Below are 18450 nucleotides of genomic sequence, written 5' to 3'. Positions count from 1 at the left end.
AAAATACGGCAGAAATATAAAGACTTAAAGGAGAGGGATTATTGTGGAAAGAAGTTTATCTATGGAGTTAGTACGTGTAACAGAGGCTGCAGCATTATCATCAGCGCGTTGGATGGGGCGCGGGAAAAAAGATGAAGCAGACGGTGCAGCAACATCAGCTATGCGTGATGTATTTGATACAATTCCGATGAAAGGTACAGTCGTAATTGGTGAAGGTGAGATGGATGAAGCACCAATGCTATATATCGGAGAGAAATTAGGTACAGGATATGGACCACGTGTAGACGTTGCGGTTGATCCTTTAGAAGGGACAAACATCGTAGCAGCTGGTGGCTGGAATGCTCTTGCTGTTATTGCAATTGCAGACCACGGTAATTTGTTACATGCTCCTGACATGTACATGGATAAAATCGCGGTTGGCCCAGAAGCAGTTGGGGCGGTCGACATTGATGCGCCTATTATTGATAACTTACGTGCAGTTGCGAAAGCGAAAAATAAAGACATTGAAGATGTTGTAGCAACAGTTTTAAACCGTCCACGTCACCAAGCAATTATCGAAGAAATTCGTAAGGCTGGTGCTCGTATTAAATTAATTAACGATGGAGATGTAGCTGGAGCAATTAATACAGCGTTTGACCGTACAGGTGTAGATATTCTATTTGGATCTGGTGGAGCACCTGAAGGTGTATTAGCAGCAGTTGCTTTAAAATGTTTAGGTGGAGAAATTCACGGAAAACTATTGCCACAAAACGAAGCTGAATTAGCACGTTGTAAAAAAATGGGCATAGAAGACATTAATCGTATCCTTCGTATGGAGGACTTAGTAAAAGGTGACGATGCAATCTTTGCAGCAACAGGTGTAACAGATGGTGAACTATTACGTGGTGTTCAATTTAAAGGTAGCGTAGGAACAACACAATCTCTTGTTATGCGTGCAAAATCAGGCACAGTTCGCTTCGTAGATGGTCGTCATAGCTTAAATAAAAAACCGAACTTGGTTATTAAGTAAAAGGTGGAAGCGGCTCGCTCAGAAAGGTTAAAATGGTCGATTTTTTTAACTATCGGAGCCGGAACTAAATTAAATAAGAAGCGAAGACAAATTTTCTTGTCTTCGCTTCTTGTATTTGTGTTCCAACGTATTGATTAAAACTAGATAAAAGGGTTACAATAGTGAATATTACCCTACTTGAACTTATTGCCTTTCATTATTAATTATTTGCCTTCCGTATTTTTTCCCTTTACCCATGAAAAAAGAGAATAACGTTAAAGTGTGGTGTCTGAATGAATTTGTCAATTGCAGCATTAGAAAACATGAAATTAAAAGAGTTATACGAGCTTGCCAAAGAATTTAAGATTTCGTATTATAGCAAGTTAACGAAAAAAGAGTTAATCTTTTCTATTTTGAAAGCTCGAGCAGAAAAAGAAGGTTTCTTTTTCATGGAAGGCGTATTAGAAATTATTCAATCAGAAGGATTTGGATTCCTACGTCCTATCAACTATTCTCCAAGCTCAGAAGATATTTATATCTCAGCTTCGCAAATTCGTCGTTTCGATTTACGTAATGGAGACAAAGTTTCTGGTAAAGTACGACCTCCGAAAGAAAATGAACGCTATTTTGGGTTATTACAAGTTGAAGCTGTAAACGGAGATGATCCAGATTCAGCAAAAGAGCGTGTGCATTTCCCTGCATTAACACCATTATACCCAGATCGCCAAATGAAATTGGAAACGGAACCGAAAAAGTTACCGACACGTATCATGGATTTAATCGCACCAGTTGGATTTGGACAACGTGGTTTAATTGTTGCGCCTCCAAAGGCTGGTAAAACAAGTCTATTAAAAGAAATTGCACACAGTGTTACAACAAATCATCCAGAAGCAGAATTAATTGTGCTTTTAATTGATGAGCGTCCAGAGGAAGTAACAGACATTGAACGTTCTGTTAAGGGCGACGTTGTAAGTTCTACTTTTGATGAAGTACCAGAAAATCATATTAAAGTAGCTGAACTTGTGTTAGAACGTGCAATGCGTCTTGTAGAGCACAAAAAAGATGTTATCATTTTAATGGATAGTATTACCCGTTTAGCGCGAGCTTACAACCTCGTTATTCCGCCAAGTGGTAGAACATTATCGGGTGGTATCGACCCAGCGGCTTTCCATAGACCGAAGCGTTTCTTTGGAGCTGCACGTAATATTGAAGAAGGCGGTAGCTTAACGATTTTAGCAACAGCCCTTGTTGATACAGGATCTCGTATGGACGATGTTATTTACGAGGAATTTAAAGGAACTGGAAATATGGAACTTCACTTAGATCGTTCGTTAGCTGAACGTCGTATCTTCCCAGCGATTGATATTCGTCGTTCTGGTACACGTAAAGAAGATCTATTAATTCCAAAAGAGCATTTAGACAAGTTATGGGGCATTCGTAAAACAATGCGTGATACACCAGACTTTGTTGAAAGTTTCTTACGTAAGCTTCGTCAAACGAAGACAAACGAAGAATTTTTACAAAACATTGTTGCAGACTCGAAAAGATATGTAACAACTAAGTAAAGGGAAAAGATTGGGACTCGCTTATTTTATAGTAAGCGAGTTTTTTATGCCTTTTAGGTGATATTAAAGAGAGAAATAAGTGGGAGAACCTTAGCTGGTCAGAGCAGAACGAACCGCCTCCACTTTAAGGTGATATCTAGCTCCAGCGGCTAGAATGGTAGGTGGCTTCGCGTCTTCCTACGAGGTAAAAAGCACCTCTACGTCAGAAGCTCCATCCCCCTCCCATTCTGAACGAGCCGCTTCTGCTTTTAAATTGTATCTAGTTCCGACGGCTAGCTCTTCGTGTCTAAGAACCTCCCGCACTAAAGGTAAAAAGCACCTTTTGTGCGAGAGAACCTTAGCCAGTCAGAGCTAAACGAGCCGTCTACACTTTAAATTTCAAAAGACAAAAACAGGTAGTTGCAAAATGAAGTTAGCCTTGTTATAATTTCATCATATGTGTTTCATCAATATAGTTGTGTATGCAGCTGAAGATGAAAAACTCTGTTTCGAAAATGATTCAGGGCGGAAGGAGATGAAAAGAATGAAAGCAGGAATTCACCCAGATTACAAGAAAGTTGTATTCATGGACACAAACACAGGCTTCAAATTCTTAAGCGGGTCTACTAAAGGCTCTAGCGAAACTGTTGAGTGGGAAGATGGTAACACTTATCCATTACTAAAAGTTGAGATCAGTTCTGATTCTCACCCATTCTACACTGGACGTCAGAAGTTTGCTACTGCAGACGGACGCGTTGATCGCTTCAATAAGAAATACGGTATCAAGTAATAAAAACATAAAACAGGCAAGTGTATGTATTCGCTTGTCTGTTTTTTTTGTGAAAATATTATACCTTTACCCTACTTTTAACTAAAAAGTAGATGAAAGGAGAGCTTCATGTACTTAATAAATCAAAATGGCTGGATTGAAGTGATTTGCGGTAGTATGTTTTCTGGTAAATCAGAAGAGTTAATCCGCCGTGTGCGCCGTACGCAATTTGCGAAACAACATGCAATTGTATTTAAACCATGTATTGATAATCGCTATAGTGAAGAAGACGTTGTATCACATAACGGATTAAAGGTAAAAGCAGTTCCTGTTTCAGCTTCAAAAGATATATTTGAACATATCACTGAAGATATGGATGTAATTGCAATCGATGAGGTACAATTCTTTGATGGGGACATTGTGGAAGTGGTGCAAGTATTGGCAAATCGTGGCTATCGTGTCATTGTAGCTGGTTTAGACCAAGATTTCCGTGGTCTACCATTTGGACAAGTTCCTCAGCTGATGGCGATTGCTGAACATGTAACAAAGCTACAAGCAGTATGTTCTGCATGTGGATCTCCGGCAAGTCGTACACAACGATTAATTGATGGAGAACCAGCGGCATTTGATGATCCGATTATTTTAGTTGGGGCTTCAGAATCGTATGAGCCACGCTGTCGTCATTGTCATGCAGTTCCTACAAACAAAGATAAGTAAAACTCGCTGCGCAAGGCGGGTTTTTTTCAGAATAGAGAGTGTGGTTGGTGTGAGCCGCTTACGCTTTTAAATATATCTAGTTCCGGTGGCTAGCTCTTCGCATCTAAGAACCTCCCGCACGAAAGGTAAAAAGCACCTTTTGTGCGAGAGAACCTTAGCTGGTCAGAGCTGGACGAGCCACCTCCACTTTTAAATATAATTTGCGTTTTTTTGAGTAAGTACCATATACTATTTGTATTAGATACTAGGATGTAGAGGTGAATGATGTGTTAGATCGTTTGCAAGCTGTAGAAAATCGTTATGAGAAGTTAAATGAATTGTTAAGTGACCCAGAGGTTATTAGCGATACAAATAAACTTCGTGAATATTCAAAGGAACAGTCTGATATACAGGAAACGGTAGAGGTGTATCGTGAGTATAAGGATGTTCGTGAGCAATTAAAAGATGCGAAAGCAATGTTAGAAGAGAAGTTAGACGCAGAAATGCGTGACATGGTAAAAGAAGAGGTTTCTGAGTTAGAATCACAAGAAAAAACGTTATCAGAACGTCTGAAAATTTTACTAGTTCCAAAGGACCCTAATGATGATAAGAACGTTATCGTTGAGGTTCGTGGGGCTGCTGGTGGCGACGAGGCCGCTTTATTTGCTGGTGACTTATACCGCATGTATAGCCGTTATGCTGAGGTTCAAGGTTGGAAAACAGAAATTATCGAGGCTAGCTATACAGAGTTAGGTGGATATAAAGAGATTATCTTTATGATTAACGGTAAAGGTGCTTTCGCGAAGCTGAAATTCGAGAATGGTGCTCACCGTGTACAACGTGTTCCTGAAACGGAATCTGGTGGACGTATTCATACATCTACAGCAACTGTAGCTGTATTACCAGAGGCAGAAGAAGTAGAAATCGACATTCACGAGAAAGATGTTCGTGTTGATACATTCGCTTCTAGTGGTCCTGGTGGACAAAGTGTTAATACAACGATGTCAGCGGTACGTTTAACGCATTTACCGACTGGTGTAGTTGTATCTTGTCAGGATGAGAAATCACAAATTAAGAATAAAGAAAAAGCGATGAAAGTATTACGCGCACGTGTTTATGATAAGTTTAGACAAGAAGCACAAGCTGAATATGATCAAAACCGTAAACAAGCTGTTGGTACGGGTGATCGTTCAGAGCGTATTCGTACGTATAACTTCCCGCAAAACCGTGTTACAGACCATCGAATCGGTTTAACGATTCAAAAGCTAGATCAAATCTTACAAGGTAAGTTAGATGATTTCATCAATGCCTTAGTGATGGAAGATCAGGCTCAAAGGATGGAGGCAGCTGAGTAATGCGTGTCTATGAAGCCCTGAAATGGGCTTCTTCTTTTTTACAGGAAAATGGACGAGATGAAAATGCGGGAGAAATTGTCCTTTGTCATGTATTAAAGACGAACAGAACGGGATTATTGATGAATATGCGTGAAGAAATAAATGAGGAACAAGAGGCAAGCTTTACGGAGTTTATCCACAAGCATGTAGAAGGTATTCCTATTCAATATATGATTGGTTATGAAATGTTTTATGGCCGGTCGTTCTTTGTGAATGAAGAAGTATTAATACCAAGACCGGAAACAGAAGAGCTTATAGTAGGAGTATTAGAAAGAATTGAGCGCCATTTTGGCGACAAGGAACTACATGTAGCAGATATAGGCACAGGTAGTGGAGCGATTTCTATTACGCTTGCTTTAGAAAATAAAAATCTCCACGTGTATACAGTAGATATTGCACAAGAGTCGATTGAAGTTGCAAAAGAAAATGCAAAAGCTTTAGGTGCAGAAGTAACGTTCTATCACGGTGATTTATTGTCACCATTTGATAAAACGGGTCAAAAGCTAGATGTTGTTGTTTCAAATCCTCCATATATACCGGAAGAGGATTGGCGTGGTCTTTCTCCTGTTGTGAAAGAGCATGAGCCGAAGAGAGCGCTTGTTGGTGGAGAAGACGGATTAGATTTTTATCGCCGTTTTATGGAAGAATTGCCGAATGTGTTGCAGGAGAAAGCAATTGTAGCGTTTGAAATTGGAGTAGGACAAGGTGAGGATGTAAAAAGATTGTTACAACAAGCTTTTCCACATGCCCATGTTGAGGTTGTTTTTGATATTAACGGAAAAGACCGTATGGTATTTGCAGAGATGGAGTAAGGTTCACACCTTACTCCATTTTTTTGTGGGAAAATTCATATAGATTTTGAATTTAATAGTTTAGAAATATGAAAGTCTGTCCACACTGTTTGTAGAGGGGACGGTGGAGGAAATGAAAAAACAAGTTATTGCTTATCTTCTTATACTATTAATTGGTGCACAGTTACTTGTGCAGTTTGGATATATGAAAGCTGATGCAAAAGGGCCTTCAGTTATTCCGAAAGAGGCCGTTCGATTACGAATTTTAGCAAATAGTGATTCAGATAAAGATCAGGCATTAAAGCGTAAAGTGCGTGATGAAGTAAAAGCACAAATTGATGGCTGGGTAGCGGATTTAACTTCATTTGAAGAGGCACGCAAAGTAATTCAAAGTCATATTCCAGAAATCGAGAAAACGGTGGAAAATACGTTAAAAAAAGAAGGAAGTAAAGAATCATTTCAAGTGAAATTTAGTAAGAATGTAAAGTTTCCTACAAAGGTATATGGGAATTTTATTTATCCAGCAGGAGAATATGAAGCGGTATTGATTACAATTGGAGAAGGTGAAGGGGCGAACTGGTGGTGTGTATTATTTCCACCAATGTGTTTCTTAGATTTTTCGAGTGGGACAGCTGTAAGAAAAGAAGAGCACGTTGTGAAGGCGGAATCTCCTGAAGAGGAGCAGGTGAAACAACTAGATGAGGAAGTAGTAAATACAGAAGAGAAGAAAGTGGATAAGGTAAAAGAAACGAAAGTTGTAAAACAGGAAGTAGTAAAAAAAGTAACATCTTCTGAAAAGAAAGTAGTAAAAAATGAAACAAAAGTCGAAGAGCAGCCTGTAAGCAAAGAAGAAACAAAAACTGTGGAAAAAGTGGAGAAACCTGTGGAGAAAAAACAAGAAAAGCAAAATGAGTATGTAAAAGTAGAAGAGGAAGAAGAAAAGCCAGAAGTTAAATTGTTTATTGTAGAAGCTTTTACATCTTTATTCTCTAAATAGTACTATTAATAAATCCCTCCTCATATATAAAAATGAGGAGGGATTTATTATGAAGAAAGTGTATTTTGCTACGAAAGCAGATGTGGAAAGATTACATTCTTTTTTCGGACAAGCTAATAAAAAAGATGATAAAATAAATGAGTTGTACGCACAATTTATGATTTTGGAAGAGGCGGAAGAAATACGAGCTGTAATTGGTTATGAACAAAGTGGGGAAGATGTACTTATTCGTTCTTGTTTATTCACACCTCATGTGGATAAACAGACTTTCTTATATTTTTTTGAAATGTTTTTGCAGTATATGAAAGAAAAAAATGTTCAACAATTGTACTTACTAACAAACCATCCACAATCTGTACCAATCTTTCAGTTCTTTGACTTTTTTACTATAGAAAAGGATGAGGTTCCAGAGGGAATTCAACAGTTAGAACATTTTTGTAAAAATATAAAAGAGCAGAATGCAATAATACTAAATTGTCAGCTATTCACAAAGTTATCCACGGATTAATTAGGTTTATCCACATTTTGTGGATAAACCTTGTTTGTCTTTTGGATAAATCTCATAGTAAACTAAAAATAGACAAGTATTTAAGGGTAGAAAAGGACGTGGAAAAAAATGCATACAAATATGTGGGTTGTGGATAATGTTGTGGAAAGAAAAAAATATTATCCACAGTTACAAGAAGCAGCAAAATTATTAAGAGAAAATGAGGCGGTTGCTTTCCCTACGGAAACAGTCTATGGGTTAGGTGCAAACGCGATGGATGATGAAGCAATCGCGAAAATTTTCGAAGCGAAAGGAAGACCGAGTGATAATCCACTCATTGTCCACATAGGTACAAAATCTCAGTTAGATGGGATTGTGAAAGAAATTCCACCAGTTGCAGAGAAGTTAATGGCGCATTTTTGGCCAGGACCATTAACAATTATTTTGCCGAGAAAAGAAGGGATTTCAGAGAGGGTGACAGCAGGACTTAACACGGTTGGGGTAAGAATGCCTGATCATCCAGTTGCACTTGCTCTTATTGAAGAGGCGAATGTACCTGTTGCGGCACCAAGTGCGAATCGTTCAGGGCGTCCAAGTCCAACACTAGCTTCTCACGTATATGAAGATTTGAACGGGAAGATCGCAGGTATTGTTGATGGTGGTGCAACTGGAGTAGGCGTTGAATCAACTGTAATTGATTGTACAAGCACGGTTCCAACAATATTACGTCCAGGTGGGATTACGAAAGAACAATTAGAAGCAGTGATAGGTACCGTTTCTTTAGATCCAGCTTTAAAGGATGAGAAGGAAAAACCGAAATCACCTGGAATGAAATACACACATTATGCGCCGAAAGCACCACTTAGTATTGTTGAGGGCTCACGTGAGTTTATTCAGCATCTTGTAGATGAGAAAAAGGAAGAAGGATTTAAAGTAGGCGTATTAACGACAGAAGAGTATCAGCATGTATATAGCGCAGATGTTATATTATCTTGTGGTGTTCGAAGTGACTTAGCTAGCGTTGCGACTAAATTATATGATGTACTTAGAACATTTGATGCAAGTGAAGTGGATGTTATTTTTAGTGAGTCGTTCCCTAATGAAGGAATAGGAAATGCTATTATGAATCGATTAACAAAAGCGGCAGGACATCATATTATTATTGAATGATAAGGTACGATTAGCAAACAGAATATTTCTCCTTGGATAAGCATATTGTGAAGTAGCACGTCCAAGGAGGGGCATGAATGACGTTTGAACAGCTAATACCTTTAATAATTATGGCATTCGCCTTAGGGATGGATGCGTTCTCGGTGAGTCTTGGTATGGGGATGATGCCCCTAAAGTTAAGACAAATCCTGTATATTGGTATGACGATAGGGATATTTCATATTATTATGCCGTTTATAGGAATGGTACTAGGTCGTTTTTTATCAGAGAAATATGGAGATATTGCACATTTTGCGGGTGCTATTTTATTAATCGGACTAGGTTTTTATATCGTATATTCGACCATTTTACAAAATGAAGAGACTAGAACTGCCCCTATTGGAATTAGCTTATTCGTATTTGCATTTGGCGTTAGTATAGATAGTTTCTCAGTAGGGCTTAGTCTTGGTATTTATGGGGCACAAACAATCATTACAATATTACTTTTTGGCTTTGTTAGCATGTTATTAGCGTGGATTGGTTTATTAATTGGGAGACATGCGAAAGATATGCTCGGTACATATGGTGAGATAGTAGGTGGTATCATTTTGGTTGGATTTGGATTATATATCCTTTTTCCTATATAATTTTATGTAGGAGGGAATTATGAACAAGCTATTGGAATGGTATGTTAAGTTTTTAACCTTCTTTCCTCGATGGCTAAGAATACTTATAATTTGGGGTATTATTTTGCAAATTTCGATGTTAGGTTGGATTAAGTTAATTCGTGAATGGTGAGATGGTTCCTTTCTGTGAATATTTTGTTGGTACTATATTTATTGCACTAAAAATTACAGATATAGAAAGGATGAGATGAATGACGAGATTGAAGCAAGTTTTTGGTGTTATTATTAGTTTTTTTGTTTTTTGGTTTAGTATGCTCGGTGTACAAATGTTTGCTGAGTTTTTAGATATTGAGTCATTGAAATTTGTTGCGGGAAAGACTGAGGCGGCGCGTGCCTTTTACTCTCCGTACCCGTTTTTAATTGTTTTTCTTATTACACTGCTTTCCCTATACTTCTTCGTAATTAAGCTAGGGAAACCGAAAAAAGAAAAACGGCCTACTTTAGAGGAAAAGAAGGAAGAATTACAATGATAAAAATCCCCTGCTAAAAAGCAGGGGATTTTTATGTTTGAGTGATGGCAGGAATCGATTCTGAGCGAGCCGCTTTCGCTTTTAGATATTATCCAGTTCCAGCGGCTAGAATGGTCGGTGGCTTCGCGTCTTCCTGCGAGGCAAAAAGCGCCTCTACGTCAGAAGCTCCATCCCCCTCCCATGAGCGAGCCGCTTTCGCTTTTAGATATTATCCAGTTCCAGTGGCCAGCTCTTCGCATCTAAGAACCTCCCGCACGAAAGGTAAAAAGCACCTTTTGTGCGAGAGAACCTTAGCTGGTCAGAGCTAAACTGGCCTAACCAATTCAAATTGTTCTCCTAATTTTGCATAGTTGTGTCCTGCTAGGCGGCTTATTGGTTTGAGTCCTTCTGCGTGAATGCGCCCTTTTTCATATAGATGTTCGGCAACGTGGAAACGAACGACGCGTCCAATTAGTAGATCACAAGCTGGTGAGTCTTCTGTTCCACCAAGTGGAATTGCACGTTCTAATACGCATTCCATTCGAATATTTGCTTCTTTTACACCTGGAACGGAGATGACTTCACTTTCAATTGGTGTTAGTTTTGCTAGTTCAATTTCACTTTCATTTGGCGGGAGATTAGCTGCTGTTTCATTAATTGCTGCTACATATGATTCGTCAGAAATATGTACGACAAATTCACCTTTTTCAATTGCGTTTCGGGAAGTGTCCTTTCTTTCTCCGGCTTTTCGTTGTACAGATACTGAGATAAGTGGTGGATTAGCAGCGACAATATTAAAATAACTATATGGTGCGCCGTTTAATACACCGTCTTTTGTTAAAGAAGTAACGAATGCGACAGGGCGAGGGATGATACTTCCAGTAAGTAATTTGTAATTATCTTTTTCAGTTTGTTCATTTGGATTAATGGATAACATGCTTGTAATCCCCTTTCTAAATATGAATACTTATTGTTTGTTTACAAGATAACGATGAGAAAATCCTGCTGGAAATAATATTTTGTTTCATAAAAAGAACTTACTTCAATTGTAATGAAGTAAGTTCTTTTTCAAGAATCTCAAATCTGAGATAAAAATTAAAGTAAAACGTATGCGCCAGGTCCGATTAAAGCTACACCAACAGCAACAGCGATTAACATTAAGTTATATTCATATCCATTTTGTGTTACCCAGTAACCATTTTTTCCGTGAACAGTGAAGATAGCCATTAACATTGTTCCAACGATAAATAATGAACCAACTACAATGAAAATACCTGATGCGAATAAGAAACCACCTAGTAATTCAGTTGCGCCAGCCATAAATGCCATAAATACACCAGGGCGTAAACCGATTGACTCCATCCAGCCACCTGTTCCTTTTAAACCGTAACCGCCGAACCAACCAAATAATTTTTGAGCGCCATGACCCATGAATGTAATTCCTATAATAAGACGAATAATAAGTAGACCGAAATCCATCATTTTTAAAAACCTCCTAAAAGTTATTAACTTACCTTACGTAAGTAATAATAAAATAGTTACTTACTTTAGTCAAGTTGATTTTGAAAAAAGTTTGAATTAAATTTTACAAATTAACAACAAAAAATAAAATGTGGTAAAGACCTCTAGACAAGTTGGGCAAAAAAAGAGAAAATATAAATAGAAGTTAACTTCTTATTGTTATTCAGACAATCAGAATTGACTGGAATTTTGTGAAGCGCTACAATAAGAGTCTATTAGTAATGACGTAATTTATTTCGAAAGCGTTTTTACAGTATAATATTCGAAGTATGAAGTCTTACATGTATCCCGAGCTTTACTAGGGATTGCCCTATAAACTTTTAGGTAAATTATAAGGAGGACTATCCTATGTTTAAAAAATTATTCGGTCTTGGTTCAAAAACAAATGAAGAAACAATCGTAGCTCCATTAACTGGAGCAGTGAAAAATATTGAAGAAGTACCAGATCCAGTATTCGCTGGTCGTATGATGGGTGACGGTGTTGCAATCGATCCTACTGAAGGTGTAGTTGTATCTCCAGTTGATGGTGAAATCGTACAATTATTCCACACAAAACATGCTATCGGAATTAAAGCGAAAAATGGCACAGAAATTTTAATCCACGTTGGATTAGAAACTGTAAAAATGGAAGGCGAAGGTTTCGAAGCTCACGTTTCTGAAGGCCAAGCTGTAAAAGCTGGAGATAAATTAATCTCATTCGACTTAGAATTAATCCGTGAAAAAGCGAAAAGCACAATTACTCCAATCGTTATTACAAACACAGATGCAGCTGAGTCTATTAAGACAACTGTAGGCGTAACAGCTACAAAAGGTTCAACAGAAGTAATGAAAGTTACAATGAAATAATTGCTGTATAAGAGGAATCCGTTTCGTATGAAATGGATTCCTTATTTTTGTTGCATATTCAGTAGGTATGTTAAAATACTCTGGGCACTTGGAAATAGGGTTTCACATATATGTGGATAAGGCGCATTTTTCTTAGAAAAAATATAAGAGAAATGCGCCTTTTGTATATTCACATTTCTTTTGTTCTATTCTAATGTAAGTTATGATGAGTGGTAAGAAATCGAATATAGGGGTGGGTTTGGATGAAACGAGTATTATTTGTTTGTACTGGCAATACATGTCGTAGTCCAATGGCTGAGGCGTTGCTTCGTCATCACGGAGGAGATAGGTTTGAAGTACAATCTGCCGGTGTTTTCGCCTATCCTGGGAGCGATGCATCGGTACATGCGAAGGAAGCTTTAGCTGAAAAAGGGATTTCAATTGACCATACCGCGCAGCAAGTAAACGAAACTTTGCTTGATTGGGCTGATATTGTCGTAACGATGACAGAAAATCATAAACAAATTGTACTTGGGCATTATCCGAGTGTTGAAAAGAAATTGAATACGTTATATGGATTAACTGAAGGTATAGGCAAGGACATTTCAGATCCATTTGGAGGCTCGCTTTCTATTTATAAAGAAACGTTAGATGAGATGGAAAAACTTGTACAAACTTTACTGAAAAAACATTCGGTAGGTTGATGTTTCGTGTATAATACGATATTGGAGATCACTTCGTCCTATTGAAGTAGCGAGTGTGAAATGAAGATAATTGATTGAAACTTTGGAGGGGTAAAAATGAAAGTAGTAATAGCATCTGATCACGGCGGTATGAATATCCGCAAAGAACTTGTAAATTTATTAGAAGAGTTAAATATTGAATATGTTGATTTAGGTTGTGAATGTGAAGCTGGTTCTGTTGATTACCCTGACTTTGCGTTTCCAGCAGCTGAAATGGTAACGAATGGTGAAGTGGATCGTGGTATTTTAGTTTGTGGGACAGGCATTGGTATGTCAATCGCAGCAAACAAAGTAAATGGTATCCGTTGTGCGTTAGTGCATGATACTTTCAGCGCGAAAGCAACGAGAGAGCATAATGACACTAACATGCTAGCAATGGGCGAGCGTGTAATTGGTGCTGGTCTAGCGCGTGATATCGCGAAAATCTGGTTAACAACTGACTATGAAGGTGGTCGTCACGAAAACCGCGTAGGAAAAATTAAAACATACGAAACAAAGTAATACATTCTAACTATCAGTAGTGTGAAATATAATTTGGTGAACCAACCTGTGAAAGGAAGAGGCGTAATGACAGAAATCGTAAAGGTAAGAGAACAGCTACAAATGTCGCTTTCTGATTTCCAAGAACAAGCTTCATTACAAAGCGGTCAAATTTTTGTAGTGGGTTGTAGCACGAGTGAAGTGCTAGGCGAAAGAATTGGAACATCAGGAACGATGGAAGTAGCAGAGGCGATTTTTTCTGAGTTAAAACAATTTCAAGAGCAAACAGGTATTGAATTAGCGTTTCAATGTTGTGAGCATTTAAACCGTGCTTTAGTGGTTGAGAGAGAAGTAGCGATAAAATATCAATTTGAAATTGTAACAGTTACGCCTGTTAGATCAGCAGGTGGTGCATTGGGGACATATGCGTATCACAATTTGAAAGATCCGGTAGTAGTTGAGTTTATTAAAGCAGATGCAGGAATGGATATTGGTGATACGTTTATTGGTATGCATTTAAAACATGTAGCTGTTCCGGTTCGTACAAGTGTGAAGGCAATTGGAAGTGCACATGTAACGATGGCCAAAACACGTGGAAAACTAATAGGTGGAGCACGTGCTGTTTACGCGGTGGCGGAAGAGACTACCACTTGCAGTTAAATATGAGAAATTAGGAAGTCATATAGTAGCTGTTTATCATAAGATAAAAGGTATGTTGTCTGACTTTATAGTAGAAGAAAGAAAAGACCGATTTTCGGTCTTTTTTTTCTTTTATGATATAGAAAGTCATGTTAGAATGTAGTTGAAAACATGAAGGTTCGAAAGAATTACAACCTGAATTTTCGTTTTTTCTGAATAAATAAGAAAAAACTGTTGGGAATTGATGTAATTCGTTCAGAAAAGGGGGATTTTGGTGGATCATTTAAAACGTCAAGATGAAAAGGTATTTGCTGCAATTGAGGCAGAACTAGGAAGACAGCGTTCGAAGATTGAGTTAATTGCTTCGGAAAACTTCGTAAGTGAAGCAGTAATGGAGGCGCAAGGTTCTGTTTTAACGAATAAGTATGCTGAAGGATATCCTGGAAAACGTTATTATGGTGGCTGTGAACACGTAGACGTAGTAGAAGATATCGCACGTGATCGCGTGAAAGAAATTTTCGGCGCAGAGCACGTAAATGTTCAACCACACTCTGGTGCACAAGCGAACATGGCAGTATACTTCACGATTTTAGAGCAAGGCGATACAGTACTTGGTATGAATTTATCTCATGGTGGTCACTTAACACACGGAAGCCCTGTTAACTTCAGTGGAGTACAATATAATTTCGTAGAATATGGCGTGGATGCTGACTCTCACCGTATTAATTACGATGATGTATTAGCAAAAGCGAAAGAACATAAACCAAAATTAATCGTTGCAGGTGCAAGTGCATACCCTCGTGTTATCGATTTCAAGCGATTCCGTGAGATTGCAGATGAAGTGGGCGCTTATTTAATGGTTGATATGGCACATATCGCTGGTTTAGTAGCTGCTGGTTTACATCCGAATCCAGTACCACATGCACATTTCGTTACAACGACAACACATAAAACGTTACGTGGCCCGCGTGGTGGTATGATTTTATGTGAAGAGCAATTTGCAAAACAAATTGATAAATCAATCTTCCCTGGTATTCAAGGTGGTCCACTTATGCACGTAATCGCTGCAAAAGCTGTTGCGTTTGGTGAAGCACTTCAAGATGATTTCAAAACATATGCACAAAATATCATTAACAATTCGAACCGCTTAGCTGAAGGTCTTCAAAAAGAAGGACTTACACTTGTTTCTGGCGGAACAGACAATCACTTAATCTTGATTGATGTTCGTAACTTAGAAATCACAGGTAAAGTAGCAGAGCACGTATTAGATGAAGTTGGTATTACAGTGAACAAAAATACAATTCCATTTGAAACAGCAAGCCCATTTGTAACAAGTGGTGTACGTATCGGTACAGCAGCTGTAACATCTCGTGGTTTCGGTTTAGAAGAAATGGATGAAATTGCGTCACTTATTGCTTATACATTAAAAAATCATGAAAATGAAGCTGCATTAGAAGAAGTACGTAAGCGTGTAGAAGCGTTAACTAGCAAATTCCCAATGTATCCAAATCTATAATAGATTGAAGAAGACTGCCGAGACTTAATTGTTTTGGCGGTCTTTTTTGTGGACATATATTATTTTTAAAGTATGTATACAAATGATGAATAAATTTTGGCGATATAATGAAGGATACAGCTCCCATAATTGGTAAAGATACTAGATAGATTCATCGTAAAATCATGATTTTGCCAAATTTGCCCTTGAATATTAGTAGCGTTTTCTTTACAATCGTAAATAGTGTAAAAAAGCGTGCAAACGCATGAATATCATCTAAAGGAGAGATTCACATGGGAAAACTGTATGTATTTGATCACCCGTTAATTCAACATAAGATTACATATATTCGCGATAAGAATACAGGTACGAAAGATTTTCGTGAATTAGTGGACGAAGTAGCAAGCTTAATGGCTTTCGAAATTACTCGCGACCTTCCGCTTAAGGACATCGAAATTGAAACGCCTGTAAGCAAAGCGACAACAAAAGTGATCGCTGGTAAAAAACTTGGTTTAATTCCGATTTTACGTGCAGGTTTAGGAATGGTTGATGGAATTCTGAAATTAATTCCAGCAGCAAAAGTAGGACACGTTGGTTTATACCGTGACCCTAAAACATTGCAACCGGTAGAATACTATGTGAAACTTCCAACGGATGTAGAAGAGCGCGACTTTATCGTACTAGATCCGATGCTAGCAACAGGTGGTTCTGCGGCTGAAGCGATTAACTCTCTGAAAAAGCGCGGTGCGAAACAAATTAAATTAATGTGTATCGTTGCAGCTCCAGAAGGGGTAAAAGTAGTACAAGAAGAACATCCTGATGTTGATATTTATGTAGCAGCATTAGATGAGAAATTAAATGACCACGGATATGTAGTACCAGGTCTTGGTGATGCTGGTGACCGTTTATTCGGAACGAAGTAAGACAACTGACGAGCAGGGGAGATTCCCCTGCTCGTTTTTTTTTTTGCTGCAAGCAAGTAGGGGAGGGGGAGGATAAATATACATCGTATATACAACATAAGTTGCATACACATCACATATAATATAGAAGTCTTACGTCTGAGGAACACTATATTATGGAAGGAAAGCGTTATATCTCGAAAATATAATAGTGACAAACTTGTGAACATTTCCTTCTATTATAAAGAGAAAACTGTTAGAAATTGCATATATGTAACCAGTATTTAGAAGGGGAACGTTTTCATTTTTGGGAGGAAATGCCTAATACTCAAATTTTTAGATTTTTTACGATTTCTCGTTGACACTGTTAATACCCTATTGTATGCTAACAACGGGGATAGATGGTAGGGCTTTCAGTGACAAAATTACATCTATTCCGTGACGAAAATGTAAACTTTTTGTTTTGTATAGGATTTATGCAAAAAAATGAGTTATTATTAACACATCGTGAATGAGGGTTACATATTGGAGGGATGAATCCTTGCAAAAAAACGATCGCAGCCATATAAAAGCATATGCTTTAATGTCAGGAATTCTTGCTCAGTTAGTCGGTTCTATACTTGTTGGAATCTTTGGTGGGCAGTGGATTGATAATAAGGTTGGAACGTTTCCATTGTTTCTTATTATAGGGTTATTACTCGGGTTAGGAACAGGGGTATACGCAATGATTCGACTCATTCGACATTACTATTCGGGAGAGCAATGATGATAGACGTACATGGACTTGTCCAAAGACAAAAGAAATATATGTACTACTTGCTTGCGCTTCTAGTGCTAGGATGGGGATTTACCTCTTACAAGGATGTATTTCTTGGGCTGATTATCGGAACGATTTTCAGTTTTCTTAGTTTGCGCATCATTGCACGTAGAACAGACAAGCTGTTAGATCGCGTAACAAATGGAGAAAACGTGAAGTTTAAGGCGACAGCTGTAAGTACATATTCAAGATTCGCCACGATTGGGTTATTAATTTTATTTGCAGCCAAATATCAAGAGTTAATTGCGATGTGGGGCTTAGGTGTAGGATTGCTGACAGGATACCTTGTCATGATCATAGATTTTCTTTATTTAGAGTATAAGAGCAGGGAAGAGAGGTGAATTACTAGTGGAACACGGTAAATTAGTTGAATTTCTAGGTTTAACGTTCGATTTGTCATCAGTTATGATGGTTACTGTAGCAGCAGTTATTGTTTTCTTAATCGCTGTTATCGGAACTCGCAGCTTAGCCCTTCGCCCAACCGGGATGCAAAACTTCATGGAATGGGTGTTTGACTTCGTGAAAGGGATTATCAATAGTACGATGGACTGGAAAACAGGTGGACGTTTCTTAACGCTTGGCGTTACGCTTATCATGTTTATCATCGTATCGAACTTCCTTGGTTTACCATTCATGTATTCAGCAACTGAAGCTGGCGAACATATTGCATGGTGGAGGTCACCAACGTCTGATCCAGCAGTTACATTAACATTAGCCGTGATGGTAGTTACCCTCACCCATTATTATGGAATTAAGATGAAGGGTACGAAAGAGTATGTTAAAGGTTATTTCCAACCTATGAAATTCTTATTCCCATTAAAGGTTATTGAGGAGTTTGCTAACACATTAACGTTAGGTCTTCGTTTATTCGGTAACATTTATGCAGGTGAGATCTTATTAGGATTACTTGCTAAGTTAGGCGGGGCATCATTCCTTGGAGCATTAGGTGCGCTTGTACCAATGTTAGCATGGATGGGATTCAGTGTATTCGTTGGATCAATCCAAGCATTTATTTTCGTTATGTTAACGATGGTTTATATGGCTCATAAAGTAAGTCATGACCATTAATATAATTTAA

Annotated in this window: 24 protein-coding genes; 22 read left to right on the top strand and 2 right to left on the bottom strand. The window is 38.1% G+C overall.

Going from position 1 to position 18450, the window contains the following annotated elements; genetic code table 11:
• Positions 1 to 43: 43 nt before the first annotated feature.
• The 12 genes from glpX to IBT51_RS14885 all read left to right on the top strand — a co-directional run bounded on the left by glpX (position 44) and on the right by IBT51_RS14885 (position 9971).
• Positions 44 to 1009, top strand: a complete 966-nt coding sequence (gene glpX / locus IBT51_RS14935) for a class II fructose-bisphosphatase (RefSeq protein ID WP_000442336.1) — start codon at positions 44 to 46, stop codon at positions 1007 to 1009.
• 272 nt (positions 1010 to 1281) lie between these two features.
• Positions 1282 to 2553 (top strand): transcription termination factor Rho, encoded by a 1272-nt coding sequence (gene rho / locus IBT51_RS14930; protein WP_001053903.1) that lies wholly within the window; start codon positions 1282 to 1284, stop codon positions 2551 to 2553.
• 523 nt (positions 2554 to 3076) lie between these two features.
• Complete coding sequence (locus IBT51_RS14925; RefSeq protein ID WP_000643435.1) at positions 3077 to 3322, top strand: type B 50S ribosomal protein L31; 246 nt, start codon at positions 3077 to 3079, stop codon at positions 3320 to 3322.
• Between the two features lie 108 nt (positions 3323 to 3430).
• The gene (locus IBT51_RS14920; protein WP_000280851.1) at positions 3431 to 4018 is read left to right on the top strand and encodes a thymidine kinase; all 588 of its coding nucleotides are present in this window, start codon (positions 3431 to 3433) and stop codon (positions 4016 to 4018) included.
• A 266-nt stretch (positions 4019 to 4284) separates the two neighbouring features.
• Positions 4285 to 5352 (top strand): peptide chain release factor 1, encoded by a 1068-nt coding sequence (gene prfA, locus IBT51_RS14915; protein ID WP_000887066.1) that lies wholly within the window; start codon positions 4285 to 4287, stop codon positions 5350 to 5352.
• A complete protein-coding gene (prmC, locus tag IBT51_RS14910; RefSeq protein WP_200458678.1) occupies positions 5352 to 6203 on the top strand; it encodes a peptide chain release factor N(5)-glutamine methyltransferase in 852 nt (283 codons plus the stop codon). The genes prfA and prmC overlap by 1 nt, the downstream gene beginning before the upstream one ends.
• A gap of 112 nt (positions 6204 to 6315) precedes the next feature.
• On the top strand, positions 6316 to 7179 hold the full coding sequence (spoIIR, locus tag IBT51_RS14905) for a stage II sporulation protein R (RefSeq protein ID WP_069356557.1): 864 nt from the start codon (positions 6316 to 6318) through the stop codon (positions 7177 to 7179).
• Between the two features lie 49 nt (positions 7180 to 7228).
• Positions 7229 to 7687, top strand: a complete 459-nt coding sequence (locus IBT51_RS14900) for a GNAT family N-acetyltransferase (protein ID WP_016079644.1) — start codon at positions 7229 to 7231, stop codon at positions 7685 to 7687.
• 108 nt (positions 7688 to 7795) lie between these two features.
• Positions 7796 to 8836, top strand: coding sequence for an L-threonylcarbamoyladenylate synthase (locus IBT51_RS14895; RefSeq protein WP_050844751.1), 1041 nt, complete (start codon positions 7796 to 7798; stop codon positions 8834 to 8836).
• A gap of 77 nt (positions 8837 to 8913) precedes the next feature.
• Positions 8914 to 9462, top strand: a complete 549-nt coding sequence (locus IBT51_RS14890; RefSeq protein WP_000142475.1) for a manganese efflux pump MntP — start codon at positions 8914 to 8916, stop codon at positions 9460 to 9462.
• Between the two features lie 19 nt (positions 9463 to 9481).
• Complete coding sequence (locus tag IBT51_RS27225; RefSeq protein WP_023523564.1) at positions 9482 to 9613, top strand: hypothetical protein; 132 nt, start codon at positions 9482 to 9484, stop codon at positions 9611 to 9613.
• Positions 9614 to 9692: 79 nt separating this feature from the next.
• On the top strand, positions 9693 to 9971 hold the full coding sequence (locus IBT51_RS14885) for a DUF3935 domain-containing protein (protein ID WP_200458679.1): 279 nt from the start codon (positions 9693 to 9695) through the stop codon (positions 9969 to 9971).
• A gap of 304 nt (positions 9972 to 10275) precedes the next feature.
• On the opposite strand, the gene IBT51_RS14880 is transcribed toward IBT51_RS14885, so the two are convergent.
• A complete protein-coding gene (locus IBT51_RS14880) occupies positions 10276 to 10887 on the bottom strand; it encodes a flavin reductase family protein (protein ID WP_000949046.1) in 612 nt (203 codons plus the stop codon).
• 158 nt (positions 10888 to 11045) lie between these two features.
• Positions 11046 to 11432, bottom strand: coding sequence for a DoxX family protein (locus IBT51_RS14875; RefSeq protein WP_000968616.1), 387 nt, complete (start codon positions 11430 to 11432; stop codon positions 11046 to 11048).
• A 387-nt stretch (positions 11433 to 11819) separates the two neighbouring features.
• On the opposite strand from IBT51_RS14875, the gene IBT51_RS14870 reads away from it, so the two are divergent.
• The 10 genes from IBT51_RS14870 to atpB all read left to right on the top strand — a co-directional run bounded on the left by IBT51_RS14870 (position 11820) and on the right by atpB (position 18440).
• Positions 11820 to 12317: a PTS sugar transporter subunit IIA gene (locus IBT51_RS14870; protein WP_000473666.1), complete on the top strand. Its 498-nt coding sequence runs from the start codon at positions 11820 to 11822 to the stop codon at positions 12315 to 12317.
• Positions 12318 to 12559: 242 nt separating this feature from the next.
• Complete coding sequence (locus tag IBT51_RS14865) at positions 12560 to 13000, top strand: low molecular weight protein arginine phosphatase (protein ID WP_000832375.1); 441 nt, start codon at positions 12560 to 12562, stop codon at positions 12998 to 13000.
• Between the two features lie 96 nt (positions 13001 to 13096).
• A complete protein-coding gene (gene rpiB / locus IBT51_RS14860) occupies positions 13097 to 13540 on the top strand; it encodes a ribose 5-phosphate isomerase B (RefSeq protein ID WP_200458680.1) in 444 nt (147 codons plus the stop codon).
• Between the two features lie 66 nt (positions 13541 to 13606).
• Positions 13607 to 14179 (top strand): TIGR01440 family protein, encoded by a 573-nt coding sequence (locus tag IBT51_RS14855; RefSeq protein ID WP_000136377.1) that lies wholly within the window; start codon positions 13607 to 13609, stop codon positions 14177 to 14179.
• A 253-nt stretch (positions 14180 to 14432) separates the two neighbouring features.
• Positions 14433 to 15674 carry a serine hydroxymethyltransferase gene (gene glyA, locus IBT51_RS14850; RefSeq protein WP_200458681.1) on the top strand — a complete coding sequence of 414 codons (1242 nt, stop codon included), beginning with the start codon at positions 14433 to 14435 and terminating at the stop codon, positions 15672 to 15674.
• Positions 15675 to 15946: 272 nt separating this feature from the next.
• Entirely contained in the window at positions 15947 to 16576 is a 630-nt protein-coding gene (upp, locus tag IBT51_RS14845; RefSeq protein ID WP_000517539.1) for a uracil phosphoribosyltransferase, read from the top strand.
• Positions 16577 to 16956: 380 nt separating this feature from the next.
• On the top strand, positions 16957 to 17070 hold the full coding sequence (locus tag IBT51_RS14840; RefSeq protein ID WP_000232962.1) for a DUF4024 domain-containing protein: 114 nt from the start codon (positions 16957 to 16959) through the stop codon (positions 17068 to 17070).
• Positions 17071 to 17096: 26 nt separating this feature from the next.
• Positions 17097 to 17321, top strand: a complete 225-nt coding sequence (locus IBT51_RS14835) for an AtpZ/AtpI family protein (RefSeq protein WP_001171223.1) — start codon at positions 17097 to 17099, stop codon at positions 17319 to 17321.
• A complete protein-coding gene (locus IBT51_RS14830; RefSeq protein WP_000567600.1) occupies positions 17321 to 17713 on the top strand; it encodes an ATP synthase subunit I in 393 nt (130 codons plus the stop codon). Before IBT51_RS14835 ends, IBT51_RS14830 begins: the two co-directional genes overlap by 1 nt.
• Before the next feature lie 7 nt (positions 17714 to 17720).
• Positions 17721 to 18440 (top strand): F0F1 ATP synthase subunit A, encoded by a 720-nt coding sequence (gene atpB / locus IBT51_RS14825; RefSeq protein ID WP_000399870.1) that lies wholly within the window; start codon positions 17721 to 17723, stop codon positions 18438 to 18440.
• Positions 18441 to 18450 lie beyond the last annotated feature (10 nt).

This window comes from Bacillus sp. S71, assembly GCF_016625265.1.
Classification (GTDB): domain Bacteria; phylum Bacillota; class Bacilli; order Bacillales; family Bacillaceae_G; genus Bacillus_A; species Bacillus_A cereus.
Note: the sequence above shows the minus strand (reverse complement) of the source record. Positions and strands in the feature narration are given on the sequence as shown.

Bases quoted from the DNA above. Each gene is read 5' to 3' on its own strand.
- rho (WP_001053903.1), top strand. From the start codon at position 1,282: ATGAATTTGTCAATTGCAGCATTAGAAAACATGAAATTAAAAGAGTTA.
- IBT51_RS14925 (WP_000643435.1), top strand. From the start codon at position 3,077: ATGAAAGCAGGAATTCACCCAGATTACAAGAAAGTTGTATTCATGGAC.
- IBT51_RS14920 (WP_000280851.1), top strand. From the start codon at position 3,431: ATGTACTTAATAAATCAAAATGGCTGGATTGAAGTGATTTGCGGTAGT.
- prmC (WP_200458678.1), top strand. From the start codon at position 5,352: ATGCGTGTCTATGAAGCCCTGAAATGGGCTTCTTCTTTTTTACAGGAA.
- spoIIR (WP_069356557.1), top strand. From the start codon at position 6,316: ATGAAAAAACAAGTTATTGCTTATCTTCTTATACTATTAATTGGTGCA.
- IBT51_RS14900 (WP_016079644.1), top strand. From the start codon at position 7,229: ATGAAGAAAGTGTATTTTGCTACGAAAGCAGATGTGGAAAGATTACAT.
- IBT51_RS14895 (WP_050844751.1), top strand. From the start codon at position 7,796: ATGCATACAAATATGTGGGTTGTGGATAATGTTGTGGAAAGAAAAAAA.
- IBT51_RS14890 (WP_000142475.1), top strand. From the start codon at position 8,914: ATGACGTTTGAACAGCTAATACCTTTAATAATTATGGCATTCGCCTTA.
- IBT51_RS27225 (WP_023523564.1), top strand. From the start codon at position 9,482: ATGAACAAGCTATTGGAATGGTATGTTAAGTTTTTAACCTTCTTTCCT.
- IBT51_RS14885 (WP_200458679.1), top strand. From the start codon at position 9,693: ATGACGAGATTGAAGCAAGTTTTTGGTGTTATTATTAGTTTTTTTGTT.
- IBT51_RS14880 (WP_000949046.1), bottom strand. From the start codon at position 10,887: ATGTTATCCATTAATCCAAATGAACAAACTGAAAAAGATAATTACAAA.
- IBT51_RS14875 (WP_000968616.1), bottom strand. From the start codon at position 11,432: ATGATGGATTTCGGTCTACTTATTATTCGTCTTATTATAGGAATTACA.
- IBT51_RS14870 (WP_000473666.1), top strand. From the start codon at position 11,820: ATGTTTAAAAAATTATTCGGTCTTGGTTCAAAAACAAATGAAGAAACA.
- IBT51_RS14865 (WP_000832375.1), top strand. From the start codon at position 12,560: ATGAAACGAGTATTATTTGTTTGTACTGGCAATACATGTCGTAGTCCA.
- rpiB (WP_200458680.1), top strand. From the start codon at position 13,097: ATGAAAGTAGTAATAGCATCTGATCACGGCGGTATGAATATCCGCAAA.
- IBT51_RS14855 (WP_000136377.1), top strand. From the start codon at position 13,607: ATGACAGAAATCGTAAAGGTAAGAGAACAGCTACAAATGTCGCTTTCT.
- upp (WP_000517539.1), top strand. From the start codon at position 15,947: ATGGGAAAACTGTATGTATTTGATCACCCGTTAATTCAACATAAGATT.
- IBT51_RS14840 (WP_000232962.1), top strand. From the start codon at position 16,957: ATGGTAGGGCTTTCAGTGACAAAATTACATCTATTCCGTGACGAAAAT.
- IBT51_RS14830 (WP_000567600.1), top strand. From the start codon at position 17,321: ATGATAGACGTACATGGACTTGTCCAAAGACAAAAGAAATATATGTAC.